The 12,206-nt window shown below is 68.1% G+C and carries 14 protein-coding genes; 11 read left to right on the top strand and 3 right to left on the bottom strand.

Going from position 1 to position 12,206, the window contains the following annotated elements; genetic code table 11:
- Positions 1-135 precede the first annotated feature (135 nt).
- The 4 genes from F784_RS0112250 (at position 136) to glmU (ending at position 3,737) form a co-directional block, all read left to right on the top strand.
- Positions 136-381, top strand: a complete 246-nt coding sequence (locus tag F784_RS0112250; protein WP_019587026.1) for a twin-arginine translocase TatA/TatE family subunit — start codon at positions 136-138, stop codon at positions 379-381.
- Positions 382-394: 13 nt separating this feature from the next.
- Entirely contained in the window at positions 395-1,165 is a 771-nt protein-coding gene (gene tatC / locus F784_RS0112245; protein WP_019587025.1) for a twin-arginine translocase subunit TatC, read from the top strand.
- 91 nt (positions 1,166-1,256) lie between these two features.
- Positions 1,257-2,174, top strand: a complete 918-nt coding sequence (locus F784_RS0112240; RefSeq protein ID WP_019587024.1) for a prolipoprotein diacylglyceryl transferase — start codon at positions 1,257-1,259, stop codon at positions 2,172-2,174.
- A 114-nt stretch (positions 2,175-2,288) separates the two neighbouring features.
- Positions 2,289-3,737 (top strand): bifunctional UDP-N-acetylglucosamine diphosphorylase/glucosamine-1-phosphate N-acetyltransferase GlmU, encoded by a 1,449-nt coding sequence (glmU, locus tag F784_RS0112235; protein ID WP_019587023.1) that lies wholly within the window; start codon positions 2,289-2,291, stop codon positions 3,735-3,737.
- A 112-nt stretch (positions 3,738-3,849) separates the two neighbouring features.
- Here glmU and F784_RS23085 read toward each other — a convergent pair whose 3' ends face one another.
- Entirely contained in the window at positions 3,850-4,290 is a 441-nt protein-coding gene (locus F784_RS23085; protein WP_157465225.1) for a hypothetical protein, read from the bottom strand.
- A gap of 28 nt (positions 4,291-4,318) precedes the next feature.
- Positions 4,319-5,683: an MFS transporter gene (locus F784_RS0112225; RefSeq protein ID WP_019587021.1), complete on the bottom strand. Its 1,365-nt coding sequence runs from the start codon at positions 5,681-5,683 to the stop codon at positions 4,319-4,321.
- A gap of 262 nt (positions 5,684-5,945) precedes the next feature.
- Between F784_RS0112225 and F784_RS26625 the strand changes: the two genes are divergently transcribed.
- Positions 5,946-6,353 carry a GNAT family N-acetyltransferase gene (locus tag F784_RS26625; RefSeq protein ID WP_019587020.1) on the top strand — a complete coding sequence of 136 codons (408 nt, stop codon included), beginning with the start codon at positions 5,946-5,948 and terminating at the stop codon, positions 6,351-6,353.
- Here the strand turns inward: F784_RS26625 and rnhA are convergent.
- Positions 6,340-6,900: a ribonuclease HI gene (rnhA, locus tag F784_RS0112215; RefSeq protein ID WP_019587019.1), complete on the bottom strand. Its 561-nt coding sequence runs from the start codon at positions 6,898-6,900 to the stop codon at positions 6,340-6,342. The genes F784_RS26625 and rnhA overlap by 14 nt on opposite strands.
- Positions 6,901-6,943: 43 nt before the next feature.
- On the opposite strand from rnhA, the gene F784_RS0112210 reads away from it, so the two are divergent.
- The 6 genes from F784_RS0112210 (at position 6,944) to zwf (ending at position 12,179) form a co-directional block, all read left to right on the top strand.
- A complete protein-coding gene (locus F784_RS0112210) occupies positions 6,944-7,447 on the top strand; it encodes a DUF4870 domain-containing protein (RefSeq protein WP_019587018.1) in 504 nt (167 codons plus the stop codon).
- 147 nt (positions 7,448-7,594) lie between these two features.
- Entirely contained in the window at positions 7,595-8,350 is a 756-nt protein-coding gene (locus F784_RS0112205; RefSeq protein ID WP_026332440.1) for a PIG-L deacetylase family protein, read from the top strand.
- Between the two features lie 76 nt (positions 8,351-8,426).
- Entirely contained in the window at positions 8,427-8,978 is a 552-nt protein-coding gene (locus F784_RS0112200; protein ID WP_026332439.1) for an SRPBCC family protein, read from the top strand.
- Between the two features lie 2 nt (positions 8,979-8,980).
- Positions 8,981-9,175, top strand: a complete 195-nt coding sequence (locus F784_RS0112195) for a hypothetical protein (RefSeq protein WP_019587015.1) — start codon at positions 8,981-8,983, stop codon at positions 9,173-9,175.
- A 197-nt stretch (positions 9,176-9,372) separates the two neighbouring features.
- Positions 9,373-10,449, top strand: coding sequence for a phosphogluconate dehydrogenase (NAD(+)-dependent, decarboxylating) (gene gnd / locus F784_RS0112190; RefSeq protein ID WP_019587014.1), 1,077 nt, complete (start codon positions 9,373-9,375; stop codon positions 10,447-10,449).
- Positions 10,446-12,179, top strand: a complete 1,734-nt coding sequence (gene zwf / locus F784_RS0112185) for a glucose-6-phosphate dehydrogenase (RefSeq protein WP_019587013.1) — start codon at positions 10,446-10,448, stop codon at positions 12,177-12,179. Before gnd ends, zwf begins: the two co-directional genes overlap by 4 nt.
- Positions 12,180-12,206: the final 27 nt, after the last annotated feature.

Here is a 12,206-nt window from a genome sequence, read left to right as displayed (position 1 = left end):
TCCAGTCCTGGCGCGGGCGCATAGGTACAGGACAGCGGGGCCCGGTGAGGGAGTACCAAACTTCTTCATATGTGGGCGCTACGCTGGGGTCAGCCGAACTCCCGCCTGGGGGCGGGGCTGCCAGGAGGAGTCACTATGTCGCTCGGACCGCTTGAAATTATCCTGATCGTCGCCGTCATCGCCCTGATCTTCGGGGCGCGCAAGCTGCCCGAACTGGGCAAGGGCCTGGGCCAGGGCATCAAGGAGTACAAGAAGGAGGTCCGCGACCCGGCCGTAACCGACGTGGAGGCCCGCCCCCTCGACCCCGTGACGCCCGAGGTGCCCCGCACGGCAGACGGGCGCCCCGCCCCGACTGTCACCGAGCGCGACCACCGCGCGTAGGGCAGGCCCCGGCATGTCGCAGGCCCAGGATCTCAAGAGCGCGCCCCTCCTCGACCACCTGGAGGAGTTGCGAAAGCGCATCATTATCAGCCTAGTCTTCCTGGCGGTCGGTCTGGTCGTCGCCTTTCAGTACCGCCTGCAACTTATCGAGCTGATCAAGCTGCCGCTGCACGCCTCCGAGCAGTTCCAGCGGGGGAAAGTCACGGTCGTGACCCAGGGGCTGACGGATCAGTTCATCCTGTCGCTCAACCTGTCCTTCTGGTCAGGGCTGGCGCTGGCGCTGCCGTTCATCCTGTGGCAGGTCTGGGCCTTTATCGCGCCGGGGCTGTACCCCCAGGAGCGGAAGTGGGCGCTGCCCTTTGTGATCGGGGCCGGGCTCTCGTTCCTGGCCGGAGCGGTCTTCGGGTACAAGCTCGTGCTGCCCGCGATGGTCGGGTTTCTGCTCGACTTCCTGGCCGGGGCCGTCACGCCGCTGCTGAACCTCAAGGATTACATCGGGACCGTGACCACCTTCCTGGTGTCGTTTGGGCTGGCCTTCGAGCTGCCCATCCTGGCGGTGATCCTGACCCGGATCGGGCTGGTGAACCACGTGATGCTCCGCAAGGGCTGGCGTTTCGCGCTCGTCCTCGTGGCGGTCGCCGCCGCCGTCATTACACCGACGCCCGACCCCGGCAACATGCTCCTGGTGGCCGTGCCACTGTACGCGCTGTACGAGCTGGGGGTGCTGCTCTCGCGCATCTTCCGAATCGTTCCCAGCGAGGACGCTCCCGCCATCGGCACCTGACCCTTTCCTCACGCCTGCTCCCGGTCCACCCAGGCCGGGAGTTTTCTTGCGGCGTGTTCCGCCTGCAATCGGCATAGACTGCACACGACTTATGGACCCCGTCTTCCTGAAAATCGGCAATTTCACGATTGCCTGGTACGGCGTGCTCATCACGCTCGGCATCGTGCTCGGCATCTGGGTGGGGACCCGGATGGCGCGGCGGCGCGGCCTGGATGTGGACCTCTTCGAGCGGATGATCATGTGGATGCTGTTCTGGGGGTTCGTGGGCGCCCGGCTGGTGTTCGTCCTGACTTCCTGGCACCTGTTTGAGAACATTCCCTTTCCGCGCGTGCTGCTCGACATCGTGAACCTGCGGGCGGGGGGCATCTCGATTCACGGGGGACTCATCGGCGGCGTCCTCACGCTGATCTATTTCGCGCGGCGCTACCGGCTCAACTTCTACGAGTACGCGGACCTGGCGGTGCCCGGCGTGGCCTTCGGCATCATCGGCGGGCGCATCGGCAACATCATGAACGGCACCGATACGGTGGGGCGCGTGACGGGCTGGCCCATCGGCTTCCACTGGCCCGCCTCGGCCCGCGCTTTCCACGAGGGCATGTGCATTCCCAACCCGAACCCCGACCTGGACCTCTCGAAATATTGCCGGGAGGTCGGCGGCCAGCTCGTGATGACGGCGCCCGTCCACTTCACCCAGCTTTACGGGGTGATCATCGGGATCATCCTCGCGGTCGCCGCGTACTTCTGGCTGCGCTCGCGCAAGGCGGGGTGGGCCTTCTGGCAGTTCTGGCTGTGGTACTCCATCCTGCGTGCCGGGGTCGAGGAGACCTTCCGCCTCAACCCCCTGCCCCTCAAGACGTACCTCAACCAGGGCCTGAACGCGCCCGGCATCGGCCTGTGGACCGATACGCACCTCATCAGCTTTCCGCTGATCATCATCAGCCTCGTGATGCTGCTCAGGATTCGGCGGCGGCCGGACACGCGCCCGGAGCAGCCCGTTCCCGGCGATTAACCGGACCTCCACCCCGCGCGGCGCGGCCACCCCAGGCCCGCCGCGTTCTTCTGACGGCTGATCGCTGAAAGCTGACCACTTTCCCTTACACTGCTCCCCGGACAGGTGATTGGAATGACACATACGGAACGTCCGCTGGACGTGGTGATTCTCGCGGCGGGGCAGGGCACCCGCATGAAATCCGCGCTGCCCAAGGTGCTGCACCCTGTCGCCGGGCGGCCGATGGTCGCGTGGGCCGTGAAGGCCGCGAAGGAGCTGGGGGCGCACAACATCGTGGTGGTGACCGGGCACGGGGCCGAACAGGTGGAGGCCGCGCTCTCGGGCTCCGGCGTGCGCTTCGTCCGGCAGGAGCAGCGGCTGGGCACCGGGCACGCCTTTCTGGTGGGGGCGCAGGCACTGGGAGAGACGGAGGGCGCCGACCTCCTCGTGCTGTACGGCGACACGCCGCTGCTGCGAATCGAGACGCTGCGCGAGCTGATCGCCGACCACCGCGCGCACGGCAACGCCTTCACCATCCTGACGGGCGAGCTGCCCGACGCGACGGGATACGGGCGCATTCTCAGGGACGCCTCGGGAAACGTCGAGCGCATCGTGGAGGAAAAGGCCGCCACCCCGGCGGAAAAGGCCGTGCGCGAGTTCAACTCCGGCGTGTACGTGATGGACGGCCACGCGCCCAAGCTGGCCCTCCGCATCACAAACGACAACCGGGCGGGCGAGTATTACCTGACCGACCTGCTGACCCTGTACCGGGCCGAGGGGGCGAGGGTCGGGGCCTTCAAGCTGAGCGACCCCGACGAGGTGGTGGGCGCGAACGACCGCCTGGGGCTCGCGCAGGCCGAGGCGATCCTGCGGCGGCGCATCAACGCGGCGCACATGCGGGCGGGGGTCACCCTCCAGGCCCCCGACACGGTCCAGATCGAGGACACGGTCACCCTGGGCCAGGACGTGACGGTCGAGCCGGGCGTGATCCTGCGGGGGCAGACGCATGTGGCGGGGGGCGTGACGGTCGGCGCCTACAGCGTGGTGACCGATTCGGTGCTGGAGGCCAGCGTGGTCGTCAAACCCCACAGCGTGCTGGAAGGGGCGCGGGTCGGCGCGGGCAGTGACGTGGGGCCGTTCGCCCGGTTGCGCCCCGGCACTGTGCTGGGCGAGGGCGTCCACATCGGCAACTTCGTGGAGACGAAAAACGCGCGGCTGGACGCGGGTGTGAAGGCCGGGCACCTCGCCTACCTGGGTGACGTGACGATGGGCGCCGAGACGAACGTCGGGGCGGGCACCATCGTCGCCAACTTCGACGGGGTGAACAAGCACCAGAGCCGCGTCGGCGCGGGCGTCTTCATCGGCTCGAACTCCACCCTGATCGCCCCGCGCGTGGTCGGCGACGCCGCCTTTATCGCCGCAGGCAGCGCCGTCCACGAGGACGTGCCCGAGGGCGCGATGGCCGTCGCCCGGGGCAAGCAGCGTACCCTGGAGGGCTGGTCACGCCGCTACTGGGGCGGGATGCGGGAGAAGGTCCGGGAGAAGTTGCCGTGGCTGGCGGGGTGGTTGGAAAAACAGGGGTAAGGGGTCAAGTGATGGGGTGAGAGAGGTCGTTCCTCTCCCACCCATCTTTACAGTCCATCTTCAAGAGACCCCCGAACGATCGGGGCGAACGGAGTGGGTTGCGCTGCCATCCTTAACTCTTGACCCCTCCGCCGGAAGGCCCAGTCCGAATACTTGTCAGCGTCTCTTCAATGATGTTCTGGAACCCATCGTGATACATGCGGTTCATAAAAATCATGGTTCTCTCCGCTGCGTCCGAGAACCCGAACTCGCACCCGTTGAAATCACAGCCGGAGATCAGGGGTATCTGGCCGCCGCTGTAGACGACGGTGCAGCGTCTAAACGTGCAGTTTCTGTACTCATTGCCGTCCAGATCGACTCTCGTGTTTTCAAAAACCTGGTTCTGAAACTTCACGCGACTCCCCCTGTTGAACTGTTTGACTTGGAAGTCACGCCAGGACATTCCAGGACGAACTCCCAGCAGTCCAACCTCTCCCCTGTAGACCGGCACGGGGGATTTCGGCCAGCATATCCCTTCCAGCAAAAGAAGCGTGCCGTCAAACCCGACCGGCACGCTGATTCTCGTCCCTCCCGTTCCTCTTCTACCCGCCCCGCGCCGCCGCCAGCCCCTCCAGGTACGCCTTATCCTCCACCCGCTGCACGGTGGGGCTCAGGAGTTGCGCGGCGCAGATCACGATGACCAGCAGGCCGAGCACAGCAATGATCGGGCCGGGGGGCAGGCTGGTGGACAGGCCGCTGACAAAGGCCATGCCGAGAGGCACGCTGAAGCGTCCCACAATGCGCCGCACAGCAAACACCCGGCCCTGCAGCTCTCGCGGGACCTGGGACTGCCAGATGCCGTTGCTGTGCGCCATTGTGATGGGCATGACGAACACGGTCAGGGCGAAGGCGGCGGCGGTGAGGTACAGGTTGCCGGACAGGCCCATCAGGATCAGGCCCGCGCCCGAGAGCAGGGCGGGAACCAGGATGCCCAGGATTCGGCGCCGCTTCAGGCCGCCCCAGGTGCTGATGGCGAGGCCACCCAGGAACATGCCCGCGCTCGTGGCTGTCTGGATGATGGCGAGGGTGGCGGCGAAGCTCAGGCCCCGCGCGGTGCGGTCGGGTTCCAGGGTGAAGGTGGTCAGGAGCGTCTGGTACACCGGAATTGCGGCGGTGGCGAAGTTCAGGGCGGCGGCCAGGATGAGCAGGTGCAGCAGCGGCGGGCGGCGCAGCAGGTAGGTCCAGCCCAGGCGGGTGTCGGCCCGCAGGTTCGCGGCGGCGCCCCCGTGGTCCTCGGCGGGGGGCGGGCTGGGCACGGCAAGCCGGGCGAGGATGGCGGCGGCGATCAGGAAGCTCACGCCGTCCACCAGGAGCGCGAAGGGCACGCCGTCCCGCAGGGCGGCCAGCCAGCCGCTGCCGTGCAGCAGCGTGGGCACGCCGATCAGCAGCGTGGCGAGCGTGGGGGCCAGCAGCGAGCTGAAGGTGCGGGTGGTCTGCATCAGGCCGTTGGCCCGGGTCAATTGCTCCTCGGGCACGACCATCGCGTAGCTGCTCTCCAGCGCCGCCTCGTGGAAGATGCTGAGCGACTGGGTGACTATCACGAAGGCGAGCAGCAGCCAGAAGGGCACCACCGCGCCGAACATCAGCGCCACCAGGCCCAGGGTTAGCCCGCCGCCCAGCACGTCGCAGGTCAGCATCACCCGCTTGCGCGACGTGCGGTCGGCGACCGACCCGGCCACCGGGGCGAGCAGCACCGCCAGCAGCGTCGCGGCGATGGCAAAGGCCCCCAGCGCCAGCGCCAGCGGGGCTTTTTGCTCCGGAGCCGGGTAGAGGGTCTGCGCGACGTACACGTTCAGCGCGAACCAGGCGACGTAGCTGCCGATCTGGCTGATCGACTGCGACCCCCACAGGGCCAGGAACGTTCGCCACCCCGCCGCCGGGACCTCCGAGGAAGTGGATGAGAGCATGACAAGGCAGTGTAAAGGCATGGGTGTGATGACGTGTCCACATTTCACCAGCGTCCCGTCCCGGCCTGCTGTGGCCCAGAAAAGCTGTGCAGAACGACAGAACTCCCCACCGGAAGTACGTGGGCCACCCCAGGCTTCGCCCCCGCGCCAACCCAGCCTGACCAGCGGTCACATCTGCGCGGAGGCTTCGCGGGAGGAGGCAGCCGCGGGAGCCATACGCCGGATGGCAGGGATGGGGGGAGGGAGAGATACCCTGCCCCCCATGCTGACTGAGCCGAACACTCTCACCCCCGAGGTGGAGGCGCTGCTCACCCGGGCGATGTTCCCCGACCCGGAGCGCCTTCGCCGCAAGCTGGAGAGGTACCGCGCCGAGCCTGAGCGCCGCATCTTCGTCTGGATGGCCGATGGGCGGCCCGTAAGCGCAGCAGGCATCCTGCAACACGGGGAGGAGGTGGAAATCCTTCACCTCGGCACCGCGCCCGGGGAGGAACGGCGGGGGCACGCGCGGGCGCTCCTCCATGCCATCGAGGCTCATCTGAAGATCACCCGACTGCTCGCCGAGACGGATGACGAGGCGGTGGGCTTCTACCGACGGGCCGGATTCCAGGTCACGCCCGCCCCACCGAAGGGCGGCTCGTCCCGCTACCGCGCCGTCCTCACCCGGCCCTGAGTTTCTTTCGCTCCTCCACGGCGAGCTTGTCCACCCGCTCGTTCTCGCCGTGGCCGTTGTGCCCGCGCACCCAGACAAAGGTCAGGGCGTGGATTTTGGCCTGCGCGATCAGCTCCTCCCAGAGGTCCTGATTCTTCACCGGCTCGCCGCCCGCCGTCTTCCAGCCGTTGCGCTGCCACTTGAGAATCCAGCCGTCGGTGAAGGCCTTGCGGAGGTACTGGCTGTCGGTCACCACCCGCACCTGGCAGGGGCGCTTGAGTACCCTGAGCCCTTCGAGCAGCCCGCGCAGCTCCATCCGGTTGTTCGTGGTGTCCCGCTCGTTGCCGCTGAGGACGAGTTCCTTGCCGCGGTAGTTCAGGATCGTCGCCCAGCCGCCGTGCCCGGCCGCCGTGTCGCAGGCGCCGTCGCTGTAAAGCGCCACCTGTTCCCCGGCGACCGGTTGATCCGGCTGGATGCCCGCCTTGATGGGCAGCAGGTCGCGGGCGGCGTCCTGGGCCTTCCCCGCGGGGGATTTCCTGAACTGCGGTTTCCCGCCGGGCCTCGTCATAACCCCGGAACTGTAGGGAGACGCCGCACGTACTGTCAAGCGTATGAGCCTCCCCGAGCCGCCCCGCGCCGAATCTCCCCCGGGCTGGAGCCTCGACCCGGGCCTCATCCCCGAGCCCGAGCGGACGCCCGCCCTGCTGATCCACCTCTCGCCGCTGCTGGGACTGGTGCTGCCCGCCCTGGGCAACGTGCTGGGTCCGCTGGCGGCGTGGCTGGCGTACCGCGACCGCAGCCGGGTGCTGGACGGCCAGGGCAAGGAGGCGCTGAATTTTCAGCTCAGCGTATGGCTGTACTCCTTCCTGGTGGGACTGCTGTTCTTCGCGCTGTTCAGCCTGGGGTTGCTGGGAGGGCTGTTCGGGGCGGCGTCGGGGAGTTCGGAACTGGGCGCCCTCGCCATCTTCGGGAGCCTGGCGGCCTTTTTCGCCTTTTTCATCCCCGTCAGCTTGGTGCTGTGGGCCTTTCCCCTAGTGGTGATGCTGCTTGCGGTGATCCGGGTGAACCAGGGGCAGGCGTACCGGTATCCGCTGAGCATTCGCTGGATTCGGTAGCGGGTGTGGGGAAGTGGGGAGTGAGCAGCCCTAAGTGGGTGAAGGGGCTGGGCCGTTCGCGTCTCCCCTCCCCCTTCGGTCTTTGTTTTGTCTTTGATCTTCGCCCACCCTCAACGAACCGCGGCCCACTCACCGTATCTTTCCCCCATGCGAATCATGGCTGTCTTTGCACACCCCGACGACGAGATCGGGTGCATCGGGACGTTGAGCAAGCACGCGGCGCGCGGCGACGAGGTTCTGCTGGTGTGGACCACGCTGGGGGAACTCGCCTCGCAGTTCGGGGACGCCTCGCACGAGGAGGTCACGCGGGTGCGGCAGGAACATGGGGCCTGGGTAGCAAACCGCATCGGGGCGCGGCACCACTTCTTCGACATGGGGGACAGCCGCATGACGGGCGGGCGGATGGAGGCCCTGCAACTCGCCCGGCTGTACGCGCACTTTCGCCCCAACGCGGTGATCACCTGGAGTGACGACCACCCCCACCCCGACCACCGCATGACGGCCAAGATCGCCTTTGACGCGATCACGCTGGCGCGCATCCCCAAGATCATCAACGAGTCGGGCGGCGGCGCGGCGATGCCCCCGGCGCCGAACCTCAGCGGCGACGAGGCGGTCGAGAGCGGCGAGGACGTGACCCGGCTGGAGGCGTGGCGCGAGCCGGTGCGCTTCTACCAGTACTATGCGCCCGCCAGCCCCTACCCTGAGGTGTTTGTGGACACGACCGACACCTTCGAGGCCTCGGAGGACGTGGCCCGCTATTACCGCGAGTTCTACAAGTGGAACTGGACCGCCGAGCAGTTCCGCGAGGGCCGGGCGGGGATGGGAAGACTCGCGGGCGTGGGGTACGCCGAACGCTTCAACCTGCGGGCAAGCCACCTGCGGGCCCGGGCGTACCTGGATTGAGGGGGAGTTGGGGGGGCGGAACGTGGTTGATCCTTTCCCGCGCCCCACTCTCCCCCCGCGCTACAGTGACCCCGACATGTCCGAAGACATCCAGATCAGGCAGAGCATCGTGGTGCGGTCGCGCCCGGACGTGCTGTACCGGCTCGCGCTGGAGCCCAAACGACGGGTCCGCTGGGACCCCAACCTGGTCCGCGCCGAGTACGAGGGCGGCGAGGGGCGGCTCGCCAACAACGTGCTCGTGCGCTTCAAGTTCGCGCGGCGGCTGCTGGGCCTGAGCTTTACGGCGAAGTACGGGCAGCTCCAGGCACCCATGCGCGGCGGCTGGGAAAGCGTGCGGAACGTCGGCCCGCTGGAAAAGCTCACCCAGGGCTGGACCTTCAAGGCGATGCCGGGCGGCACGGAGGTCACGCTGACCCTGAATGGCCGGGTGCGCTACCGCTGGATCAAGACCCCGGTCGAGCGGATGCTGCACAATCTCGTCGTGACCACGCTGGTGGAGCTTCAGCGGCAGGTCGACGCCCAGGGCGCGCAGCTGATGGAGGACATGGGCCGCGAGATGCAGCGCAAGCAGAAAGAGGAGCAGAAGGCGGCCAGGGAAGCGGCGAAGGCGGCGCGGCGCCGGAGATAACCGTGGACCTCTGGAACCTGCGGGACGGGATCACCTTCCGGGACCTGCGCCTCGCGCTGGGGCGACACCCGGAGACCGGGGAACCCCGCCTGCTGTTCATGGTGCAGCGCGGCTTCGGGGAGTATCCGCCCGACTGCGGATCAGCGAGGAGGAATTCCGGCAGTACCGGCAGGACCTGCATCTGGCCGCCCGCCTGACTGGCCCGTACCAGGGCCTGACCCGCGAACAGGTGCGGGAGGCGGGCGGCGAGTGCTGAGCGCGGGGACGCTGAGCACCATCTAAACCTCCCCTTCAGGAAGGGAAAGGCCCACGGGGGCGCGCGTATGATGCGCCTCATCAGGCGCCTGGAGCTGGAACCGCTTCCCAGCTCCCCCTCGGCGCCGGGAGGTCAGACATGAAGATGGGCATGATCGGGCTGGGCAAGATGGGCGGCAACATGGTGCTGCGGCTGACGCAGGGCGGGCAGCAGATCGTGGGCTACGACCGCGATCCGGCCAGCGTGGACCTCGTTGAGGCGCAGGGAGCCCAGGGCGCCCGCACGATGGACGAGCTGATCTCCATGCTCGGCGAGCCGGGCCAGCGGGCCGTGTGGGTGATGGTGCCCGCCGGGGCAATCACCCAGGCCGTGATCGACGACCTCGCCGGGCGGCTCGCGCCGGGCGACATCATCATCGACGGGGGCAACTCCAACTTCAAGGACACCATGCGGCGGGCCGAGGCCCTGGCGCAGCAGGGCATTCACTTGGTGGATGTGGGCACCTCGGGCGGCGTCTGGGGCCTGACCGAGGGCTACGCGATGATGGTGGGCGGGCCGGAGGAGGCGGTCGAGCGGTTGCGTCCCATCCTCGAGGTGCTGGCGCCCGCGCCCCACCAGGGCTGGGGCCGCATGGGACCCTCGGGCTCGGGCCACTACGTCAAGATGGTCCACAACGGCATCGAGTACGGGATGATGCAGTCCTACGCCGAGGGCTTCGAGCTGATGCACGCCCACAAGGTCTTCAACCTCGACATGGCGCAGATTGCCGAGCTGTGGCGGCACGGCTCGGTAATCCGCTCCTGGCTGCTTGACCTCACCGCCGAGGCGCTGAAAAACCAGGCCGATTTCTCGCAGCTCTCGGACTACGTGGCCGACTCGGGCGAGGGGCGCTGGACGGTCATCGACTCCATCGAGCTGGGGGTGCCCGCGCCCGTCATCACGCTGGCGACGCAGATGCGCTTCCGCTCGCAGCAGGAGGTTAGCTACGCCGGGCAGATGCTCAGTGCGATGCGCCGCGCCTTCGGCGGCCACGCGGTCAAGGTCCTCGAATCCACCCGGCAGGAGGCCGTTGTGCCGGAGGTGCAGCCCGGCGAACACCCCGCCGCCGCCGCCCCGCAGAACATCCCCGTGGAGGCCGCTCAGCCCGTCCCGACCGGGCAGCAGGCCGAGGAACTCGGCGAAACCGGACAGCAGCGCGTGACGGGTGACGCATGACGAAGGGCCGCAAGACCAGGGCGGGAGACACGGCTCAGCCCACCACAGCCGACGTTCGTGAGGGCGTGGAGAAGCTGGAGGCGGTGCGCAACGACGACCTGGAGCAGTCGCTGCCCGCTCCGCCCGCCCGCCGCCCCCGCAAGACCCGCGCCCGCGTGCCCGAGCCTGAGTCCCCCGAAACCGAGCCCCCCTCCTCCGGGCCGGGCGCCGACGGGCAGAATCCCTTCCGCACTCTGATGCGCCGCAACCGCGCGCCGGAGCCCGCGACGCTGGTGATCTTCGGCGTGACCGGCGACCTTGCCAAGCGCAAGCTGCTGCCCGCCGTCTTCGGCCTGTGGCAGGACGGGTTGCTGGGGAGCGCCTTCAACATCGTCGGGGTGGGCCGCCAGGACATGACCGACGACCAGTTCAAGGATTTTGCCATCGAGGCCCTGAAGAGCAGCAAGGAGACCGACGCCATCCAGCCCGGCAGCCTGGAGAAGTTCCGCGACCTGCTGTACTACGAGTTCGGGGACTTCGGCGCCGACGAGGTGTACGACCTGGTGGGCAAGGAACTCGACCGCGCGCAGGACGCTCACGGCGGGCGCAAGAATGCCCTCTTCTATCTCTCCACCCCGCCCAGCCTGTTCGAGCCGATCTCGGCGGGGCTGGGGCGGCTGGGGCTGGCCGACGAGTCCGAGGGCTGGCGGCGCATCGTGATCGAGAAGCCCTTCGGGCGGGACCTCGCCTCGGCGCGGGAGCTGAACGCGGCGATCCACCGGGTGTGGGACGAGTCGCAGGTGTACCGCATCGACCACTACCTGGGCAAGGAGACGGTGCAGAACCTGATGGCGATCCGCTTCGGCAACGCCATCTTCGAGCCGCTGTGGAACCGCGAGTACGTGGACCACGTTCAGATCACGGCCTCCGAGGACCTGGGCCTGGAGGGCCGCGCCGGATACTACGAGGAGGCCGGGGTGGTGCGCGACATGCTGCAAAACCACCTCATGCAGCTCTTCACCCTCACCGCGATGGAGGCCCCCGCCGCCTTTGACGCCGACGCCATCCGCGACGAGAAGGTCAAGGTGCTGCGGGCAGTGAAACCCATTCCGCCGGGGCGGGTGCCCGAGGTCGCCGTCCTGGGCCAGTACGGCCCCGGCACCCTCTACGGCGAGCGGGTGCCCGGCTACCGCGAGGAACCCGGCGTGAAGGAGGGCAGCACCACACCCACCTACGTGGCGATCAAGCTGGAGGTCGACAACTGGCGCTGGCAGGGCGTGCCCTTCTTCCTGCGGACCGGCAAGCGGCTGCCGAAAAAGGTCACCGAGATCGCCGTGGTCTTCAAGCGCCCGCCGCTGGGCATGTTCCCCGGCGGCCTGGAGCGCAATGTCCTTGCCTTCCGCATCCAGCCCGACGAGGGGGTCAGCCTGAAGTTCTCGTCGAAGTCACCCGGGCAGGAGATGGTGCTGCGCGAGGTGGTGATGGACTTCCGCTATGACGCCTTCGGGGCGCAACTCGAAAGTCCCTACTCCCGGCTGCTGCTCGACGCGATGCTGGGCGACGCCACCCTCTTCCCGCGCGAGGACGAGGTGGACCGCGCCTGGCAGCTCGTGAGCGGGCTGCTCCAGGTGGCGGACGCTCCCGCCACGGGCAAGAACGCGCCGGATTATCCCAACTACCCCTCCGGCACCTGGGGACCGGACGCGGCCGACGCGCTGATCGGGCCGGACCGGCGCTGGAGGCGGCTGTGAGGGGGGCGGTCAGGGAAAAGAAGCGGG

Source organism: Deinococcus apachensis DSM 19763, from assembly GCF_000381345.1.
GTDB lineage: Bacteria > Deinococcota > Deinococci > Deinococcales > Deinococcaceae > Deinococcus > Deinococcus apachensis.
Note: the sequence above shows the minus strand (reverse complement) of the source record. Positions and strands in the feature narration are given on the sequence as shown.